Genomic DNA, 19,988 nt, shown 5'->3' on the forward strand with positions numbered 1-19,988 from the left:
GACGAACCAGAACGTGAGCTCGCTGAACACGCAGATCACGAACATCAACGGCGAACTGGCCGACACGGTGAAGTATGACGCGTCCTCACATGACAAGGTGACGCTGGCGGGTGGCACGAACGGCACGACGATCACGAACGTGAAGGCGGGCTCGGCCGACATGGACGCCGTGAACACGGCACAGCTGAAAGCAGCGGGCCTGAACGTGGACACATCGGGTAACGTAACAAACTCGTTCGTCGCGTATGACGATTCGACCCAGGGCAAAGTCACACTGGCAGGTGGCACATCGGGCACGACGATCACCAACGTGAAGGCTGGTGCGATCGGAGCGACCAGCATGGACGCGATCAATGGCTCCCAGCTGTACAACACGGCCAGCAGCACGGCGGCAGCGCTCGGCGGCGGCTCGTCGGTCGACGCGGACGGTAAGGTCAAAAAGCCGAGTTACGACGTCGCAGGCAGTACCTACACGGACGTTGGCTCGGCGTTGGCCGCGGTTGACGCGAAGGCCGCAGCAGGCTCGGTTGACGGTGTGAAATACGACACGTCGGCGCATGACAAGGTGACGTTTGGCGGTGACGAAGGTACGACGCTGTCGAACGTGAAGGCCGGTGTGGCAGACACGGATGCCGTGAATCTGGCGCAGCTGAAAGATGCCGGCCTGAATGTCGACACGTCGGGCAACGTGACCAACTCGTTCGTCGCGTACGACGATTTGACCAAGGGCAAGGTCACCCTGGCAGGCGGCACGGCCGGCACGACGATCACCAACGTGAAGGCGGGGGCAGTCGGCGCAGCCAGCACGGACGCCATCAACGGCGCGCAGCTGTACGGTGAAGCGAGCAGCGTCGCAACGGCGCTCGGTGGTGGTGCGGCAGTGAACACGGACGGCACCATCAAGGCGCCGACGTATACGGTCCAGGGTCAGACGACGAGCGATGTAGGCTCGGCGCTGGCCGCGATCGATACGGCGACGACGGGTAACACGACGTCGATCACGAACCTGACGAACAACATCAACAACGGCAAGATCGGGTTGGTCCAGCAGGACGCGTCGACAAAGACGATCACGGTGGCGAAGGCGACCGACGGCACGACGGTCGACTTCACCGGCACGGCGGGCGCGCGTCAGCTGAAGGGCGTATCGGCAGGCAAGGCGGATACCGATGCTGTGAACATGGCGCAGCTGAAAGCGGCGGGCCTGAATGTGGACACGTCGGGCAACGTGACCAACTCGTTCGTCGCGTACGACGATGCGACGAAGGGCAACGTGACGCTGGCAGGCGGCACGGCCGGCACGACCATTACGAACGTGAAGGCAGGCGCGGTCAACGCATCCAGCACGGACGCGATCAACGGTTCACAGCTGTACACCCTCGCGTCCAGCGAAACGAAGGCGTTGGGCGGCGGTTCGACGGTCAACACGGACGGCAGCATTTCGATGCCGGAGTACACCGTGGGCGGCAAGACGGTCGACGGCGTCGACGGCGCGGTTACCGCGCTCGACACACGCATTACCGACATGTCGTCGGCGATGGTCGAAATCGCACCGAAGCTGAAGTACATCAAGTTTGGCGACACGAATGCACTCGATGCGACGGCGGCGGGCGCCGACGCAGTTGCGATCGGCGGTTTCGCCCAGGCGATGGGCGACGGCGCGCTCGCGATCGGCGCGAATGCCCGCGCAATGGCGGCAAACTCGGTTGCGATCGGCTACGGTTCGTCGACGTCGCAAGCAAATACGTTCGCGGTCGGTTCGACGACCAGCAAGCGCCGTATCGTGAACGTGGCTGACGGTGTAAGCATTAGCGATGCGGTGACGGTCGGCCAGATGAACACGGCCATCGGTGCAGCGATCACCAACGCAGGTGTGAAGAGTAGTGGCAATCTCGTCACTTCGATGATGCTGCTTGGCGCGACGTCCAGCAAGACGCCGGACCAGCTGATCGTAGCGGGGCCGACCACGCTGTCGACGCCGACCGACGCGCTCGGCAAGAACGGCATCGCGATGGGTCTGAACGCGCACGCCAACGCGGACAACGCGGTAGCCGCCGGGCAGAACGTCAGCGTGCTGGGCTCGAATGGCGTGGCCGTAGGCCAGAACATCGCCATCGGCGCCGACTCGGCGGTCGGCATCGGTTCGACGGTTTCGGCGTCATCGATTAATTCCGTGGCGATCGGCAGCAATGGCACCGAAGTGAACACGGATTCGGACAACGCGGTGGCGATCGGCAGCAACGTGTCGGTGGGCGGGAAGAACACCGTCGCGATCGGCAGCAATATCATCGCCGGCACGGAAGGCAGCGTGGTGCTGGGTGCAAACAGCTCGGACGACAATCGTGCGAACACAGTGTCGGTCGGCTCGTCGGCGGTGCCGGGTATGGGCACGAGCGTCGTGCGTCGCCAGATCATCAATGTGGCGGCCGGTTCGCAAGACTACGATGCAGTCAATGTGTCGCAACTGAAGGGTGTGACCTCGGCGCTCGGCGGCAATGCGGGCGTGAACAGCGATGGCACGATCAGTAAGCCAACCTACAACGTCGCGGGCAGCACGTATAACGACGTCGGCTCGGCCCTCGCGGCGGTCGACGCAAAAGCGGCCACCGGCTCGGCCGACGGTGTGAAGTACGACACGTCCGCGCACGACAAGGTGACGCTTAGCGGTACGGGCGGCACGCTGCTGTCGAACGTGAACGCCGGCGTGGCCGATATGGACGCGGTGAACGTTGCGCAACTGAAGGCGGCGGGTCTGAACATCGATACGTCGGGTGCGGTGACGAACTCGTTCGTCGCGTACGACGACGCGACGAAGGGCAAGGTCACGTTGGCTGGCGGTACGGCGGGCACGACGATCACGAACCTGAAGGCGGGCGGCATCAGCGCGACCAGCACGGACGCGGTCAACGGCTCGCAGCTGTACAACTCGGCCAGCAGCGCGGCTGCGGCGCTGGGTGGCGGTTCGTCTGTGGATGCGAACGGCAAGGTCACGAAACCGAGCTACAACGTCGCGGGCAGCACGTATGGCGACGTCGGCTCGGCACTCGCGGCGGTCGACGCGCAGGCGGCAACCGGTTCGGTCGATGGCATCAAGTACGACACGTCGGCGCACGATCAGGTGACGTTTAGCGGCACAAGCGGCACGAAACTGTCGAACGTGATGGCCGGTACGGCTGACACCGACGCGGTGAACCTCGCTCAGCTGAAGGCAGCGGGCCTGAATGTCGATACGTCGGGCACGGTGACGAACTCGTTCGTCGCGTACGACGACGCGACGAAGGGCAAGGTCACGTTGGCTGGCGGTACGGCGGGCACGACGATCACGAACGTGAAAGCGGCCACGCTGAGCGCCACCAGCACGGACGCGGTGAACGGTTCGCAGCTGTATGCGACGAATCAGGATGTCGCGAAGAACACCGGCGACATCACGACGCTGAACACGCAGATCACGACGATCAACGGTCAATTGTCGGACGCGGTGAAGTACGACACGTCGGCGCACGACAAGGTGACGCTGGCTGGCGGTGCGGCCGGCACGACGATCACGAACCTGAAGGCGGGCGGCATCAGCGCGACCAGCACGGACGCGGTCAATGGCGCGCAGTTGTACAACACAGCCGGCAGCACGGCTGCGGCGCTGGGTGGCGGTTCGTCTGTGGATGCGAACGGCAAGGTCACGAAGCCGAGCTACAACATCGCGGGCAGCACGTATAGCGACGTCGGCTCGGCACTCGCGGCGGTCGACGCGCAGGCGGCAACCGGTTCGGTCGATGGCATCAAGTACGACACGTCGACGCACGACAAGGTGACGTTCAACGGCGCGAACGGCACGATCCTGTCGAACGTAAACGCCGGTGTGGCCGACAAGGACGCGGTGAACGTCGCGCAGTTGAAGGCGGCGGGTCTGAACATCGATACGTCAGGTACTGTCACCAACGCGTTCGTGTCGTACGACGATGCGGCGAAGAGCAAGGTTACGCTCGGCGGCGCAAACGGTACGACCATCGCGAACGTGAAGGCCGGTGCGGTGAACGCAACCAGCAAGGACGCGATCAACGGCTCGCAGTTGTACAACGTGGCTAACAGCACGGCGACCGCGCTCGGCGGTGGTTCGACGGTGAACACGGACGGCTCGATTTCCGCTCCGACGTACTCGCTGAACGAAGGCTCGACGACCGTTCATACGGTGGGCGATGCCATCACCAACCTGGACGGACGTGTCACGCAGAATACCGGTGACATTACCAACATCAGGAACACGCTGATCGACGGCGGTGTGATCGACGGCACGACCGGCAAGTCGCTCGCCGTGGTATACGACAGCGCGGCGAAGGACTCGGTGACGTTCGGCGAGAAAGGCGCGACTGCGCCAGTGGCGCTGCATAACGTGGCGGAGGGCAAGTTGTCGGTAGACAGCACCGATGCGGTTAACGGTTCGCAGTTGTATGCGACTAACAAACGCATCGATGACATCAACTACAACGTCGACCATATTGGCGATGCAGTGATGTACGACACGTCGGCGCATGACCGGATCACGCTGGGCGGCATTGCCGGCGGCACCGGCGCCCCGGTGGTCCTGACCAACGTCGCGGACGGCGCGAGCAAGTACGATGCGGTGAACTTCGGTCAGTTGTCGGCGCTGCAAGGTCAGGTGACGAACCTCGACAACCGGGTGACGGTCGTCGAAGGCCAGGTCACCAATATCAGCGGTGGCGGCGGCAGCTGGAACAACGACGCGGGGGGCAAGAAGATCACCAACGTCGCCGCAGGCACCGACACGACCGATGCGGTCAACGTCGGTCAGTTGAACGACGCGGTCGCCAGCGCGAACAGCTACACCGATTCGCGCGTCGGCGATCTGCCGGGAGGTATGTCGGCGAAGGACTACACCGATCAACGCATCAACTCGATGCAGTCGCAGGTGAACAGCGTCGCGAAGAATGCGTACGGTGGTATCGCCGCGGCAACCGCGCTGACGATGATTCCGGACGTCGATCAAGGCAAGACGATCGCGGTCGGTGTCGGCACGGGCAACTACAAAGGCTATCAGGCTGTCGCGCTCGGCGCTTCGGCTCGCATCACGCAGAACCTGAAGGTGAAGCTCGGTGCGGGTATGGCGCCTGGCAACGGCACGACGGTGGGTGCGGGTGCTTCGTACCAGTGGTAAGCCATAAGCGGAAGAGCGGCGCGGTCGTCGCCGCTCGACCGCGGGTTGCACGATCGATGTAGCCGTCGATGTAGATGTTTTTTCGGGCAGCAGGCAAAACGGGCTCCTTCGGGAGCCTGTTTTTTTATCGAGCCGTCGGCTGTGCCATACACGATGTGACCGCGGATCTTCGAACGACGGATGCGGCAAACCCGTTTGCTTTACTCGTCCGGGCCGATCCGCCTGCGCGCAATCAGCCCCTTTGCGCCGGCCAGCTTCTCCGCCAGTGCAGGCCCGCGCTGTAGCGCGACGCCTACCGCCAGAATGTCGCCAATCGCGAGATGCGATGTGCGCGACGTCATGGGCGAAAAAATATCGGTATCTTCATCGACGTTCGCAAAGAGCCCAATCGACGCAGTCCGCGCGAGCGGCGAATTGCCGTGTGTGACTGCGATCACCTTCGCGCCGGCCGCGAGCGCCGATTTCGCCGCATCGACGATGTCGCGCGTGCGTCCGGTATTTGAAATGGCCACCACCACGTCGCCTTTGCCGAGTAGCGCCGCCGACATCAGAAAGGTATGCGGGTCCGAATACGCGACGCTTGGCATCCCGAGCCGAAAAAACTTGTGCTGCATATCCAGCGCCGCGACCCCCGAACCGCCCGCGCCGTAGAACTCGATCCGCCGCGCATGCGCGAGCATGTCGATGGCTGCCGCGACGCTGTCGGTCGACAGATTGTTGCGCACCTGGATCAGTGCGCCAATGGTCCGGTCCAGTACCTTCGCGGCCACGCCCGGCGCTGGTTCATCTGGCCGCACGTCCCGATAGACGGCAGGCACGTCTCCTGCAATCCCCTGCGCAAGGCGAATCTTGAATTCGCGAAACCCCGAAAATCCGAGCGCATGACAGAACCGCGCAATGGTCGGCTGGCTTACGCCGGCACGCTCCGCGAACTCGGTCATCGACAGGTCCAGTACCTCGCGTGGCGCCTCGATCACGTAGTCGGCGAGCTTGCGTTCGGACGGGCGAAGCTGGTCACGCATCGCTTCCACTTGGGACAACATCATCGGAGAACTCGCACTATGCTGAAGAAACGAGTGGACTATAGCTGATCAACAGGATGTGTACAAAAACTACATATCGACGTATAGGTGATTACCCTGATTTCACCGTGTTTTACTGAAACCCTGTAAATATACAGCTCATGAGGCGATTCACTGAATCTCGAATTCAGCGTTGGCCACATTGATTCAATGTAGTTTTTCTACTAAACTCCGTTTGCACGGCGTGAAAGCCGTCCCCGCGATACCGCATCCGGCGCTGCGCTCAAGCAGCCGCCAGCCAGCGACGAAGGAGCATCAATGGTTTCCCCGCATTCGCAACTGATGAAGGTCACGCGCCGCGTGATCGAGCGCAGCAAACCGACTCGCGACGCCTACCTGGCGCGCATCGAGCAGGCGCAGGGCCATTTCCCGGCGCGCGGCGCGCTGTCATGCGCGAACCTCGCGCACGGCTTTGCCGGACTCGAAGGTAACGACAAGTTCGCGATTAAAACGATCGGCCAGCCGAACATCGGCATCGTGTCGTCGTACAACGAGATGCTGTCCGCGCATGCGCCGTACAAGACATTCCCCGACATCATCAAAGCCGCCGCGCGCGAAAACGGCGGCGTCGCGCAATTCGCGGGCGGCGTGCCCGCGATGTGCGATGGCATCACGCAGGGCAACGCGGGGATGGAACTGTCACTGTTCTCGCGCGAAGTGATCGCGATGAGCACGGCTGTCGCGCTGACACACAATATGTTCGATGCGGCGCTGTGCCTTGGCGTGTGCGACAAGATCGTACCGGGCCTGATGATAGGCGCGCTGCAATTTGGTCATCTGCCGACCATCTTCGTGCCGGCCGGCCCGATGACGAGCGGCCTGTCGAACGACGATAAAGCCAGGATTCGCCAGCAATTCGCGACCGGCGGGTGCGATCGCGGTGCGCTGCTCGAAGCGGAGGCCGCCGCGTATCACAGCCATGGCACCTGCACGTTCTACGGCACGGCGAACAGTAATCAGATGCTGATGGAAGTGATGGGCATGCATCTGCCGGGCTCGGCGTTCGTGCATCCGCACACGCAGTTGCGCGATGCGCTCACTGCGCAGGCCGCGCGCCGCGTGCTCGATCTGACGGCCGACCGCGGCAACTATATGCCGATTGGTCATGTGATCGACGAGAAGGCTGTCGTGAACGGGATTGTCGCGCTGCTCGCCACGGGCGGCTCGACGAACCACACGCTGCACCTCGTCGCGATGGCGCGCGCGGCCGGCGTGATCATCGACTGGGACGATTTCGATGCGTTGTCGCAAGCAGTGCCGCTGCTCGCCAAGATCTACCCGAACGGAAAGGCCGACGTGAATCACTTCCACGCAGCGGGCGGCGTCGCTTTGCTGGTTCGCAATCTGCTCGAAGGCGGTTTGCTGCATGACGACGTGAACACGGTCGCCGGCAAGGGCCTCGCGCATTACACGCAGGAGCCGAAGCTGATCGACGGCAAGCTGACGTGGGTCCCGGGGGCGACTGAAAGCCACGACACAAAGGTGTTGCGGGCCACCAAGGAGCCGTTCCAGCCCGATGGCGGGTTGCGCCTGATGCAGGGCAAGCTGGGCCGCGGCGTGATCAAGATCTCCGCGGTTGCGCCCGAGCATCGTGCGGTGAAGGCGCCGGCCATCGTGTTCGATTCGCAGGAAGCGGTACAGGAAGCGTTCGACAGAGGCGAGCTGAAGCGTGATTTCGTCGCGGTGGTGCGCTTCCAGGGCGCTCGCGCAAACGGCATGCCTGAACTGCATCGTTTGACGCCGCTTCTGGGTGTATTGCAGGATCATGGTTTCCATGTCGCGCTGGTCACGGATGGGCGGATGTCCGGTGCATCGGGTAAGGTGCCCGCCGTGATTCACATATCGCCCGAAGCGCTGCTGCAAGGTCCGCTCGGCAAGGTGTGCACCGGCGACATGATCGTGATCGACGCGGAAGCGGGCGTGCTCGACATCGAGATCGACGACGCGCAATGGGCGGCACGGCCACTGGCCGAATGCCATCATCAGGCGGACAACGAAGTGGGTTTTGGTCGCGAGCTGTTCGGGGTGTTCCGTGCGTCGGCGGCGCCGGCTGAGTTGGGTGCGTCCGTATTCGGGCCGCTCGTCGGCGAGGCGGCCCATGACGGTGCCCGCGGGCACGTGCTCGCGCAGGCTGCGGCCCATCCATCGAAGCACGCCACGGCAGAAGCCGCACACGCGCAACCCGCCCACGCGATGCACAAGTAAGGAGTGTGACCATGACGGCAAAGAAAGTAAGCGACATCGTGCGGCTCGGTCCGGTTATTCCGGTGCTCGCGTTCGATTCGGTCGAGCAAGGCGAGCACGTGTCGCGTGCATTGCATGCCGGCGGCGTGAAAGTGCTCGAAATCACGCTGCGCACCGAGGCGGGTCTGAAAGCGATCGAGCGCGCGAGCCAACTGGCCGAAGACATCGTGGTTGGCGTCGGCACGATTACGAAGCCCGAGCAATGTGCGCTCGCCAGGAAGGCCGGCGCGCAGTTCGGCGTGTCGCCCGGCCTGACAAAAGACATGCATAAGGCCGCGCAGGACGCGGGATTGCCGCTGTTGCCGGGTGTGATGACGCCATCGGACATCATCGTCGCGCTCGAACTCGGCTATGAGATCGTGAAATTCTTCCCCGCGCAGCAAGCGGGTGGCATACCGATGCTGCAAGCGTTTCAAGGGCCGTTCCCGTCGCTCAAGTTCTGTCCGACCGGCGGCATTACCGCGGAATCCGCGCCGAATTTTCTCGCGCTGCCGAACGTCGTATGCGTCGGCGGTTCGTGGCTCACGCCGAAGGCCGCGCTCGCTGCGCAGAACTGGGACGAAGTCACGCGTCTTGCGCGCGCAGCCAGCGCGCTCGCCCCGCACTGAACCCGATGCGCTTTCACTGCTGATTCATCCAGCGCCCAGGTTCAGCATGACGGAGCCTCGCCATTCCAGCCGCATGGCTGCGAACGCGAGGCTCTTTTGCTTTGGATGTTCGAGCAGTCGCGCGCCGCTCGAACACGGCTCCCGCACGGGTCGCGCGGTTCGAACACGCACGCAGTAAAATTCGCGTCCTGTACGCGACGCGCAGCCGCACTCTGCATTCAAAACCAATAACGCAAAGGAGGAGCTTCATGGAAGCTGTCCACGGCAGCATGCTACTGATCTATGCCGTGATCGCGATTGCGGTGCTGATCCTGATGATCACCCGCTTCAAGGTCTATCCGTTCCTCGTTCTGCTCATCGTTTCGCTGCTGCTGGGGCTTGCGGTCGGTATGCCGATCGGGTCGATCGTGAAGTCGTTCGAAACGGGCAACGGCAACACGCTTGGCCATATCGCGATCGTCGTCGGCCTGGGCACGATGCTCGGCAAGATGATGGCCGAATCGGGCGGCGCCGAGCGCATCGCGACCACGCTGATTCACTGGTTCGGCGAAAAGAACATTCACTGGGCGATGATGTTCGTCGCGATCATCGTCGGCTTGCCGGTGTTTTTCGAAGTGGGCTTCGTGCTGCTGATTCCGATCGCGTTCAACGTCGCGAAGCGCACCGGCAAATCGCTGCTGCTGGTCGGGTTGCCGATGGTCGCGGGTTTGTCCGTCGTGCACGGGCTGATTCCGCCGCACCCGGCCGCGTTGCTCGCGGTGCAGGCGTATCACGCGGATATCGGCAGGACGATTGTGTACGGGCTGATCGTCGGCGTGCCGACGGCCATTGTCGCGGGACCGTTATTCGCGCTGCTGATTCATCGTTATATCGCGCTGCCCGAGAATAATCCGCTGGCGGCGCAATTTGTCGCGTCCGATGAGCATAAGGAAGCGCGCGAACTGCCCAGCTTCAGCGTGACACTTTTCACCATCCTGTTGCCGGTCATCCTGATGCTGATCGGCAGCTGGGCCGATCTCGTATCCACACCAAAGACGCTCGCGAACGAGCTGTTGCATTTCATCGGCAACACCGACGTCGCACTGCTGATCGCGGTGCTCGTCAGCTTCTGGACGTTCGGTGCGCAGCGCGGTTTCAATCGCGAACAGATCCAGAAGTTTTGCGGCGAGTGCCTTGCGCCGATCGCGGGCATTACGCTGATTGTCGGTGCGGGTGGCGGCTTCGGACGCGTATTGATGGATAGTGGTATTTCGAAGCAGATCGTCGAGACGGCGACGTCCGCGCATCTTTCGCCGCTGCTGCTGGGCTGGAGCGTGGCCGCGCTGATTCGCCTCGCGACCGGCTCGGCCACGGTCGCGATGACGACCGCGTGCGGCATCGTCGCGCCGATCGCATCGGCGGGCGCGGCGGCGGTGAAGCCGGAATTGCTTGTGCTGGCGACCGGCTCGGGCTCGCTGATTTTCTCGCACGTGAATGACGGCGGCTTCTGGCTGATCAAGGAATACTTCGGCATGACGGTGGGTCAAACGTTCAAGACCTGGTCGCTGTGCGAGACCATCATTTCGTTGCTGGGTTTGGGACTGACCTTTGCACTGGCGGCGGTCCTGTAAGGAGTGTTCGATGATTCTGATTGCGATGGGCGTATCGGGCGCCGGTAAGACCCGTATCGGCGAGTTGCTGGCCGAGCGTTTGCACTGCACCTTCACGGATGGAGACGCATTTCACAGCGAGGCGAACAAGGAGAAGATGCACAAAGGCATACCGCTCACCGACGAAGACCGCTGGCCGTGGTTGAAGACGATTCGCGCGGCGATCGAAGAAAAGCAGCGGGCGCACGAGACAGCGGTGTTCACGTGCTCGTCGCTCAAGCGTTCATATCGCGACATATTGCGCGCCGGCGACACGGACGTGTGCTTCGTCTATCTGAAGGGGACGCGCGAGGTACTGGAGGAACGGCTCACGGCGCGCACCGGGCACTTCTTCGATCCGTCGCTGTTGCAGAGCCAGTTGGACACGCTCGAAGAGCCGGGACAGGACGAAGCGATTTCGGTCAGCATCGAACTGACGCCGGAGCGGATTGTCGACAACGTGCTCGATCAGTTAAAGCGCCGCTGATTGCATTTCTCGGAGTTTTCTACTTCAAACGACGGTCGAGATGGGTAACAATTGTCCGTTTCGACTTCGGGCACTGAACTTGGACCGGCAGGTACTCGAGGCGAAAAAGCGAGGCAAAAAAGCGAAAGCCGCCCGAAGGCGGCTTTCAATTCGTTACCAGTCGGGGACATTGGACTAGCCAGAAGCCAGCAAGTGGTCCGATTCCTCAGGCGCAACGCCAGTGTACCAGAGGTTTCAGATGCCACACAACATTCCTGCGTCAGTTGTCACGGATACGTTTTCTCTTGCGCGTATCAGCGCGTTCCACGCCTTCTTCAAAGCGGAGAACCAGGCGCAATGTCTTGGCGCGTTGGTCTGGCATCAATCGGTCGCGGCTGCGATGTGGCCGCTCATCTGTCTCGTCGAAATCTCCCTTCGGAATCGTCTGCATGTCGGCCTAAGTCGCATGTATGCCGCTGCGTGGTATGCCGGTGCGCGCAATTCAATGCCGCTTCAGACGAAGCTTCAAAGCAGAGCCGATGAGCTGCTGAGCGCGACGGACGCAGCCGGCAACGCACGCATCGGTTGTCCCGATGATTTTGTCGCCGCGATGTCATTTGGCTTCTGGGTCGAAGTGCTGCGCCAGGTTCACGTCAATCGCCGCTACCGTCTCGTAGAAGCAATATTTCCGAATTACGGCCCGCTAAAGGATAAAAAATTATGGGCTGACGCCGCGAAGACCTGGATACCGTTGCTTCGTCGGCTGGAAAGACACAAGCGCGTGCGAGACCAGATCGGACATCACACGCCACTGTGGAATATCAAATATACGGTGAGAGAAACCGAACCGCCTCGCGTGCCGAAGAGTCCGGGCGCCATGATGCTTGCGCTTCGGCAAGAAGTCTCAAGTCTTAGGCAGACCTTGCTGGATATGGACGTTTCGCTAGCCCGACTTTGGGATGGAACATTCTTCCAGCAGGCGTTCTTACAGTTGACTACGACGAATGGGCTGTACTACTACATGTACCATACTGCCGATTCGGGGAAGGTGTTGCGGCCGTTTCGGGAGACACGCTACTTGTCGATTGCCGAGCTGCAGGCGTCCGGGGTTCCGCGCCTGGTTTGACGTTGAGTTCGCCCGTCTGTCGCTCATTCGTTGCGAGGTGACCAGCCAAAACAAAAATGCCGCTCAGTAACGCGACTGAACGGCATCGTTAAGAGATTTCTTGCAGGCATCCCTCGGTTTGCAGACGCTGTATCCCTTCACTCAGGTAATCCGCTTCGCCAGCTCGACCGCCTTACCCACATATGAACCCGGCGTCATCGCCAGCAGTCGCTCTTTCGCGTCAGCCGGAATATTCAGCCCGCCGATAAACGTCTGCAGCGCATCCCGCGTAATGCCCTTGCCGCGCGTCAGTTCCTTCAACTGCTCATACGGGTTTTCGATGCCGTAGCGCCGCATCACCGTTTGCACCGGCTCGGCGAGCACTTCCCAGCAGTTGTCGAGATCTTCGTTCAGCCGTTGCGGATTCACCTCGAGTTTGTCCAGGCCGCGGATCAGCGCGTCGTACGCGAGCAGCGAGTAGCCGAACGCGACGCCGATATTGCGCAGCACGGTTGAATCGGTCAGATCGCGCTGCCAGCGCGACACCGGCAGCTTGTCCGCCAGGTGACGCAATGTCGCGTTCGCGAGGCCGAGATTACCTTCGGAGTTTTCGAAGTCGATCGGGTTGACCTTGTGCGGCATCGTCGACGAACCGATCTCGCCGGCCTTCGTCCTCTGCTTGAAGTAACCCAGCGAGATATAGCCCCACACGTCACGATCGAGATCGAGCAGGATCGTATTAGCGCGCGCGACTGCGTCGAACAGTTCCGCCATGTAGTCGTGCGGCTCGATCTGGATTGTGTACGGATTGAACGTGAGCTTCAGACGCGCTTCGACGACCTTGCGCGAGAACGCCTCCCAATCGAACTCCGGATACGCGGACAGATGCGCATTGAAATTGCCCACCGCGCCGTTCATCTTGCCCAGCAGTTCGACCTTCGCGATGCGCTCGATTGCGCGCGCGAGACGCGCGGCGACGTTCGCGATTTCCTTGCCGAGCGTCGTCGGGCTGGCCGGTTGGCCGTGCGTGCGAGACAGCATCGGCTGTCCGGCCTGCGCATGCGCAAGCGCGATCAGCCGTTGATGCACCGAACGCAGCGCGGGCAGGATCACATGCTCGCGTGCACCGGCAAGCATCAGACCGTGCGACGTATTGTTGATGTCCTCCGACGTGCACGCGAAGTGGATGAACTCGCTCGCACGCTCGAGCTCGGGCTGACCCTTCACCGACTCCTTCAGCCAGTACTCGACCGCCTTGACGTCGTGATTCGTCACACGCTCGATTTCCTTGATCCGTGCAGCGTCGTGCGCGGTGAAGCGCTCGACCAGTTGCAGCAGGAACTGCTCGGAAGCAGGCGAAAAGCGCGGCACTTCGGCGAAACCGGCTTGCGACAGCGCGATCAGCCAGTGAATTTCAACCATCACGCGATGGCGCAGGAATGCGGCTTCCGAGAGCCAGTCGCGCAGGGCTTCGGTTTTCGGCGCGTAGCGGCCGTCGAGCGGGGACAGCGCGGTCAGCGCGAACAGGGTATCGGGGCGAGTGTCGGACATGATCGGACGGGACGCGTGGCGTCAGGACGGAGTCGGGGAGAACCGCGAATTTTACCACCGCGGGCGTTTTGCTTTGCGCGTCCGAGCGCGGGCGGCAGTTCGGGCTCCCGGTTGGATTCGGCGCCGGCCTGTGTGTTTCATGCATGGTTGCCTGCAGACAAGCCCGAGCGAGCTCGAGGTTACGGCTTTACGTTGTGCGCTCGCGTTTATCTCCACGACCGCCGCTAGAATGCTGACTTCTCTTGCTCCACCGTTCGCAGGCTCTCGCATGGAACTGAAATGGCTCGAAGACTTCGTGTCGCTTGCGGAAACCCGCAGCTTCAGCCGCTCGGCCGAACTGCGGCACGTCACGCAACCGGCGTTTTCGCGTCGCATTCAGGCGCTCGAAGCTTGGCTCGGTACTGAGCTGATCGACCGCTCGGTGTATCCGACGCGTCTGACCAACGCCGGCCAGGTATTCTACGAACAGGCGCTGGCGATGCTGTCGCAGTTCCATGAAGCACGCACGTTGCTGCGCGGTCACACCGCGACGCCCGCCGCAACCATCGAATTCGCCGTGCCGCACACGCTGTCGCTGACCTATTTTCCGCGCTGGCTGCAGCGCATCGAAGCGCAGCTCGGTTCGATCCACACGCGCCTGCGTGCGCTGAACGTGCACGATGCGGTGTTGTCGCTTGTTGAAGGCGGCTGCGACCTCATCATGGGTTATCACCATCCGAGCCATCCAGTCGCGCTCGATCCCGCACGCTACGACATGCTCACGCTCGGCATCGAGCCGATCAGTCCGTTTTCAGCGCCAGGGCGCGCCGGCCGCGCGCGCCACACGCTGCCCGGCACGCCGGAGGCGCCCGCGCCTTACCTGTCCTACACGCCGAACGCATATCTGGGCCGGATGACGGAGGTGATCATCTCGAACGCGCAGCAACGGCTGTACCTCGATCGCGTGTACGAAACCGACATGGCGGAGGGCCTGAAAGCGATGGCGCTCGCCGGACACGGCATCGCGTTTTTGCCGCATAGCGCAGTCGAAGATGCGGTTGCGGACGGCCGCCTGATCCGGCTCGACCGTGCCTCCCGCGGCGGCGGACCGCAAGGCCAGTTCACCCTGACGATGGAGATCCGCCTGTATCGCGACAAGCTGGCCGCACAAGGTGACGACCCGCGTCACACGCTCGTACGCGCGCTGTGGGACGTCGTGTCCGCGGAGCTTGCGCAGCACGCGGGGTAATCGGCTCAACACTGGCCGCAGCGCGCCGTCCGCAACAGCTTTTTGCCGTTTCCGAAGGTTATGCAAATAAAACATAACGGGATGATCAAACGGCATTGGCCTTCATTCAGGCGATTTTCGACAATGACGACATTCGTTGACCGTCGGAGTCTTCATGTCATCCCAATCGAAGTTCGAAACATCGCCGGAAGCCTTGCCATCCTATCTGCATCAAGACGACCTGGGTCCGTGGGGTAACTACCTGCGTCAGGTCGATCGTGTCGCGCCGTATCTCGGTGCGCAGTCGCGCTGGATCGAGACGCTGAAGCGTCCGAAGCGCATTCTGATCGTCGATGTACCCATCGAACTCGATAACGGCACGGTTGCCCATTTCGAAGGCTACCGGGTACAGCACAACGTGTCGCGTGGGCCCGGCAAGGGCGGCGTGCGCTATCACCAGGACGTGACGCTGTCGGAAGTGATGGCGCTGTCCGCATGGATGTCGGTCAAGAATGCGGCGGTCAATGTGCCGTATGGCGGCGCGAAAGGCGGTATCCGCGTCGACCCGCGCAAGCTGTCGCGCGGCGAACTCGAGCGCGTGACACGCCGCTACACCAGCGAAATCGGCATCATCATCGGACCTAACACCGATATCCCCGCGCCGGACGTGAACACGAACGAGCAGATCATGGCGTGGATGATGGACACCTACTCGATGAACCAGGGCCAGACGGCCACCGGTGTCGTGACGGGCAAGCCGATCACGCTCGGCGGTTCGCTCGGCCGCCGTGAAGCAACCGGCCGCGGCGTGTTCGTGGTCGGCTGCGAAGCGGCGCGGCGCACCGGTTTGTCGATTGAAGGCGCACGCGTCGCGGTGCAAGGCTTCGGCAACGTCGGCGGCATTGCGGCACGGCTTTTCCAGGAAGCCGGCGCGAAAATCGTCGCGGTGCAGGACCACACCGGTACGCTGCACAAGTCGACCGGTATCGACGCGGGGGCGCTGCTCGAGCACGTCGCGAAGACGGGTGGCGTTGGCGGATTCCGCGAGGCGGACGCGATCGCCAATGACGACTTCTGGTCGATCGAATCTGACTTCCTGGTTCCTGCCGCGCTCGAAAACCAGATCACCGCGAACAACGCGCCGAACATCCGCACGAAGATCATCGTCGAAGGGGCGAACGGGCCGACCACGACCGCGGCTGACGACATCCTGCACGACAAGGGCATCCTGGTGATTCCGGACGTGGTCGCGAATGCGGGTGGCGTGACCGTGTCGTATTTCGAATGGGTGCAGGATTTCTCGAGCTTCTTCTGGACCGAGGATGAAATCAACGAGCGGCTCGAGCGGGTGATGCGTGAAGCATTCGCGGCGGTGTGGCAGGTCGCGGACGAACAGAAAGTGTCGGTGCGCACGGCGGCGTTTATCGTCGCGTGCAAGCGGATCCTGATGGCGCGCGAGATGCGCGGCCTTTATCCCTGATTTTTAATTTTCACAAACGGATGGCGCGCGATTCTGTATGATCGCGCACACCACAGGCGGGCGGCGTTGTAAGATGCCGTCCGCTTTTGCGTATGCGTTGCGGCGGGGCCGGGCGCTCAACGCAATACCGGACGCGGTGCTGGATTTACGCAACACGTGCGTCCGAACATGGTTAACGACCATTCTTTCAGAATATTTACTTTGATACACTGGCGCCGGTATTTGCCAAGGAGATCACAAATGAAGGTTAAAAAAGCTGCGCTGCTTCTCGCGACTGTCGGTCTGTTTTCGGGTTTGTTTACGGCGGGCGCACATGCGCAGGACGCTGGCACGCTGAAGAAAATCAAGGATACGGGGGTTATTTCGCTGGGTCACCGCGAGTCGTCAATTCCGTTTTCGTACTATGACGACAAACAGAATGTCGTCGGTTATTCGCAAGAAATGGCGCTGAAGGTCGTCGAGGCGGTCAAGCAGAAGCTGAACATGCCGAACCTGAAGGTGAAGCTGACGCCGGTTACGTCGCAAAACCGCATTCCGCTCGTGCAGAACGGCACGATCGACCTCGAATGCGGTTCGACCACGAACAATGCCGAGCGCCAGCAGCAGGTCGCGTTCACGAACACCATCTTCGTAATCGGCACACGCCTGATGACGAAGAAAGACTCGGGCATCAAGGACTTCCCGGATCTGAAGGGCAAGACGGTCGTGACGACCGCGGGTACGACGTCCGAGCGCCTGCTGCGCAAGATGAATCAGGACAAGAGCATGGGCATGAACATCATCAGCGCGAAGGACCACGGCGAGTCGTTCCTGACGCTGTCGACGGGCCGCGCCGCCGCGTTCATGATGGACGACGCGCTGCTCGCCGGCGAGCGCGCGAAGTCGAACAACCCGAACGATTTCATCATCGTTGGCACGCCGCAATCGCGTGAAGCTTACGGCTGCATGCTGCGCAAGAACGATCCGGAGTTCAAGAAGGTCGCCGACGATGCGATCGCGAAGGTCCAGACCTCGGGCGAAGCCGACCAGATCTACAAGAAGTGGTTCGAGTCGCCGATTCCGCCGAAGGGCCTGAACCTGAACTTCCCGCAAAGCGACGACATCAAGGCGCTGTTCAAGAACCCGAACGACAAGGCAATCGACTAACGTCGATCAACCGTTATCATCGCAACGAGTTGAACGGAACGGAAGGGGCCGGGCGCTTCTTCCGTTTCTTTTTGTGGGAGTCTTTGTCATGTCCTACCACTGGAACTGGGGCATTCTGCTAAGTCCGGTTTCCACCGGCGAGCCGACCACCTATCTCGGCTGGCTGATGTCCGGCTTCTGGGTGACGATCGTCGTGTCGCTGTCAGCGTGGGTGATCGCGCTGATCGTCGGATCGTTCTTTGGCGTGCTGCGCACCTTGCCGAACAGGACGCTTGCCGCGATCGGCACCGTCTACGTCGCGATCTTTCGCAACATCCCGTTGATCGTCCAGTTTTTCACCTGGTATCTGGTGATACCGGAATTGCTGCCGGTGTCGCTCGGCAACTGGTTCAAGCAGTTGCCGCCAACCGCGCAGTTCTTCTCGTCGTCGATCCTCTGTCTCGGCCTGTTCACCGCGGCGCGAGTGTGCGAGCAGGTGCGCTCGGGCATCAACGCGCTACCGAAAGGCCAGCGGGCCGCCGGTCTCGCGCTCGGCCTCACGCAATGGCAGACATACCGTTATGTGTTGCTGCCGGTCGCCTACCGGATCATCGTGCCGCCGATCACGTCCGAGTTTCTGAATATTTTCAAGAACTCCGCGGTCGCGTCGACGATCGGTTTGCTCGAACTGTCCGCGCAAGCGCGGCAACTGGTCGACTACACCGCGCAGGCCTATGAGTCGTTTATCGCGGTGACCGTCGCGTACATGGTAATCAACCTCGTCGTGATGCAACTGATGCGCATGCTCGAACACAGGACCCGTCTGCCGGGCTATATCGGAGGCAAGTGATGCATCACTTCGACTGGAGTGGTATTCCCGGCGCGCTGCCTACGTTGTGGAGCGGCGCGATCATCACGTTCCAGATCACGGTCGTCGCGATTGTCTGCGGCATCGTCATCGGAACCGTGCTCGCGTTGCTGCGGCTGTCCAGCATCACGCCGCTCGCGTGGTTTGCGCGCATGTATGTCACGCTGTTCCGCTCGATCCCGCTTGTGATGGTGCTGCTGTGGTTCTTCCTGATCGTGCCTCAGGTGCTGCAGAACCTGCTCGGGCTGTCACCAGACATCGATATCCGGCTCGCGTCGGCCATGGTCGCGTTCTCGCTGTTCGAAGCCGCGTACTACTCGGAGATTATCCGCGCCGGCATTCAGGCGGTGTCGCGCGGGCAGGTCAATGCGGCGTTCGCGCTCGGTATGACGTACGCGCAGGCGATGCAGCTGATCGTGCTGCCGCAGGCCTTTCGCGCGATGATTCCGCTGCTGCTCACGCAGGCCATTGTGCTGTTCCAGGATACGTCGCTCGTGTACGTGATCGGCCTCGCCGACTTCTTCCGTACCGCGGCGAATATCGGCGACCGTGACGGTACGTCAGTCGAGATGGTACTGTTTGCGGGCGCCTGCTACTTCGTGATCTGTGTGGTTGCGTCGAGCCTCGTCAAAAGTCTTCAGAAAAAGGTCGCAAGATGATCTCACTCAAGAATGTTTCGAAGTGGTACGGTCAGTTCCAGGTGCTGACTGACTGCACAACCGAAGTCAAAAAAGGCGAGGTGGTCGTCGTGTGCGGCCCGTCGGGCTCCGGTAAATCGACGCTGATCAAGACCGTGAACGGTCTCGAGCCGTTCCAGAAAGGCGACATCGTGATCAACGGTCAATCGCTGACCGACAAGAAAACGAATCTGTCGAAGTTGCGTGCAAAGGTCGGCATGGTCTTCCAGCACTTCGAACTGTTTCCGCATCTGTCGATTACCGAGAATCTGACGCTTGCACAGGTGAAAGTGCTCGGCCGCTCAAAGGACGAGGCGGCGGCGAAGGGCCTGAAATTGCTCGACCGCGTCGGTTTGCGCGCGCATGCGGACAAGTTTCCGGGACAGTTGTCGGGCGGCCAGCAGCAACGTGTCGCGATCGCCCGTGCGCTGTCGATGGATCCGATCGCGATGCTGTTCGACGAACCGACGTCCGCGCTCGACCCGGAGATGATCAACGAGGTGCTCGACGTGATGGTCGAACTGGCGCAGGAAGGCATGACGATGATGTGCGTGACGCACGAAATGGGCTTTGCGAAGAAGGTCGCGCATCGCGTGATCTTCATGGACAAGGGCCTCATTGTCGAAGACGATCGCAAGGAAGATTTCTTCGCGAATCCGAAATCCGACCGCGCGAAGGATTTCCTCGCAAAGATTCTGCACTGAGACGCTTGACCGGGTGATCACGCAAATGGGCGGCCACATAGCAGGTCGCCCATTTTGCTTTCTGGCGATGTCG

The 19,988-nt window shown here is 61.6% G+C and carries 14 protein-coding genes; 12 read left to right on the forward strand and 2 right to left on the reverse strand.

What is annotated here, in order from left to right:
- Positions 1–5,170 (forward strand): YadA-like family protein (locus tag HV796_RS29110; protein WP_425497101.1); only part of this gene is annotated, 5,170 nt, incomplete at its 5' end.
- 200 nt (positions 5,171–5,370) lie between these two features.
- Here HV796_RS29110 and HV796_RS29115 read toward each other — a convergent pair.
- The gene (locus HV796_RS29115) at positions 5,371–6,216 is read right to left on the reverse strand and encodes a MurR/RpiR family transcriptional regulator (RefSeq protein ID WP_175230420.1); all 846 of its coding nucleotides are present in this window, start codon (positions 6,214–6,216) and stop codon (positions 5,371–5,373) included.
- Between the two features lie 294 nt (positions 6,217–6,510).
- Here HV796_RS29115 and edd point away from each other — a divergent pair, with 294 nt between their 5' ends.
- The 5 genes from edd (at position 6,511) to HV796_RS29140 (ending at position 12,324) form a co-directional block, all read left to right on the forward strand.
- Complete coding sequence (gene edd, locus HV796_RS29120; protein WP_175230423.1) at positions 6,511–8,457, forward strand: phosphogluconate dehydratase; 1,947 nt, start codon at positions 6,511–6,513, stop codon at positions 8,455–8,457.
- An 11-nt stretch (positions 8,458–8,468) separates the two neighbouring features.
- Entirely contained in the window at positions 8,469–9,104 is a 636-nt protein-coding gene (eda, locus tag HV796_RS29125) for a bifunctional 4-hydroxy-2-oxoglutarate aldolase/2-dehydro-3-deoxy-phosphogluconate aldolase (protein ID WP_175230426.1), read from the forward strand.
- A gap of 248 nt (positions 9,105–9,352) precedes the next feature.
- Entirely contained in the window at positions 9,353–10,714 is a 1,362-nt protein-coding gene (locus HV796_RS29130; protein WP_175230429.1) for a GntP family permease, read from the forward strand.
- Between the two features lie 10 nt (positions 10,715–10,724).
- Positions 10,725–11,219: a gluconokinase gene (locus tag HV796_RS29135; RefSeq protein WP_175230432.1), complete on the forward strand. Its 495-nt coding sequence runs from the start codon at positions 10,725–10,727 to the stop codon at positions 11,217–11,219.
- 238 nt (positions 11,220–11,457) lie between these two features.
- A complete protein-coding gene (locus HV796_RS29140) occupies positions 11,458–12,324 on the forward strand; it encodes a hypothetical protein (RefSeq protein ID WP_175230434.1) in 867 nt (288 codons plus the stop codon).
- 141 nt (positions 12,325–12,465) lie between these two features.
- On the opposite strand, the gene purB is transcribed toward HV796_RS29140, so the two are convergent.
- On the reverse strand, positions 12,466–13,854 hold the full coding sequence (purB, locus tag HV796_RS29145; RefSeq protein WP_175230437.1) for an adenylosuccinate lyase: 1,389 nt from the start codon (positions 13,852–13,854) through the stop codon (positions 12,466–12,468).
- 268 nt (positions 13,855–14,122) lie between these two features.
- Here purB and HV796_RS29150 point away from each other — a divergent pair, with 268 nt between their 5' ends.
- The 6 genes from HV796_RS29150 to HV796_RS29175 all read left to right on the forward strand — a co-directional run bounded on the left by HV796_RS29150 (position 14,123) and on the right by HV796_RS29175 (position 19,915).
- Positions 14,123–15,082, forward strand: coding sequence for a LysR family transcriptional regulator (locus HV796_RS29150; RefSeq protein WP_175230439.1), 960 nt, complete (start codon positions 14,123–14,125; stop codon positions 15,080–15,082).
- Between the two features lie 154 nt (positions 15,083–15,236).
- Complete coding sequence (locus HV796_RS29155) at positions 15,237–16,541, forward strand: Glu/Leu/Phe/Val family dehydrogenase (RefSeq protein ID WP_175230442.1); 1,305 nt, start codon at positions 15,237–15,239, stop codon at positions 16,539–16,541.
- A 240-nt stretch (positions 16,542–16,781) separates the two neighbouring features.
- Complete coding sequence (locus HV796_RS29160) at positions 16,782–17,687, forward strand: glutamate/aspartate ABC transporter substrate-binding protein (protein ID WP_175230445.1); 906 nt, start codon at positions 16,782–16,784, stop codon at positions 17,685–17,687.
- Positions 17,688–17,775: 88 nt separating this feature from the next.
- Complete coding sequence (locus tag HV796_RS29165) at positions 17,776–18,516, forward strand: amino acid ABC transporter permease (protein ID WP_175230448.1); 741 nt, start codon at positions 17,776–17,778, stop codon at positions 18,514–18,516.
- Positions 18,516–19,193 carry a glutamate/aspartate ABC transporter permease GltK gene (gene gltK / locus HV796_RS29170; protein ID WP_175230451.1) on the forward strand — a complete coding sequence of 226 codons (678 nt, stop codon included), beginning with the start codon at positions 18,516–18,518 and terminating at the stop codon, positions 19,191–19,193. Before HV796_RS29165 ends, gltK begins: the two co-directional genes overlap by 1 nt.
- Positions 19,190–19,915 (forward strand): amino acid ABC transporter ATP-binding protein, encoded by a 726-nt coding sequence (locus tag HV796_RS29175; protein WP_175230454.1) that lies wholly within the window; start codon positions 19,190–19,192, stop codon positions 19,913–19,915. Before gltK ends, HV796_RS29175 begins: the two co-directional genes overlap by 4 nt.
- Positions 19,916–19,988: the final 73 nt, after the last annotated feature.

This window comes from Paraburkholderia humisilvae (genome assembly GCF_902859855.1).
Taxonomy (GTDB): domain Bacteria; phylum Pseudomonadota; class Gammaproteobacteria; order Burkholderiales; family Burkholderiaceae; genus Paraburkholderia; species Paraburkholderia humisilvae.

Bases quoted from the DNA above. Each gene is read 5' to 3' on its own strand.
- HV796_RS29115 (WP_175230420.1), bottom strand. From the start codon at position 6,216: ATGATGTTGTCCCAAGTGGAAGCGATGCGTGACCAGCTTCGCCCGTCC.
- edd (WP_175230423.1), top strand. From the start codon at position 6,511: ATGGTTTCCCCGCATTCGCAACTGATGAAGGTCACGCGCCGCGTGATC.
- eda (WP_175230426.1), top strand. From the start codon at position 8,469: ATGACGGCAAAGAAAGTAAGCGACATCGTGCGGCTCGGTCCGGTTATT.
- HV796_RS29130 (WP_175230429.1), top strand. From the start codon at position 9,353: ATGGAAGCTGTCCACGGCAGCATGCTACTGATCTATGCCGTGATCGCG.
- HV796_RS29135 (WP_175230432.1), top strand. From the start codon at position 10,725: ATGATTCTGATTGCGATGGGCGTATCGGGCGCCGGTAAGACCCGTATC.
- HV796_RS29140 (WP_175230434.1), top strand. From the start codon at position 11,458: ATGCCACACAACATTCCTGCGTCAGTTGTCACGGATACGTTTTCTCTT.
- purB (WP_175230437.1), bottom strand. From the start codon at position 13,854: ATGTCCGACACTCGCCCCGATACCCTGTTCGCGCTGACCGCGCTGTCC.
- HV796_RS29150 (WP_175230439.1), top strand. From the start codon at position 14,123: ATGGAACTGAAATGGCTCGAAGACTTCGTGTCGCTTGCGGAAACCCGC.
- HV796_RS29155 (WP_175230442.1), top strand. From the start codon at position 15,237: ATGTCATCCCAATCGAAGTTCGAAACATCGCCGGAAGCCTTGCCATCC.
- HV796_RS29160 (WP_175230445.1), top strand. From the start codon at position 16,782: ATGAAGGTTAAAAAAGCTGCGCTGCTTCTCGCGACTGTCGGTCTGTTT.
- HV796_RS29165 (WP_175230448.1), top strand. From the start codon at position 17,776: ATGTCCTACCACTGGAACTGGGGCATTCTGCTAAGTCCGGTTTCCACC.
- gltK (WP_175230451.1), top strand. From the start codon at position 18,516: ATGCATCACTTCGACTGGAGTGGTATTCCCGGCGCGCTGCCTACGTTG.
- HV796_RS29175 (WP_175230454.1), top strand. From the start codon at position 19,190: ATGATCTCACTCAAGAATGTTTCGAAGTGGTACGGTCAGTTCCAGGTG.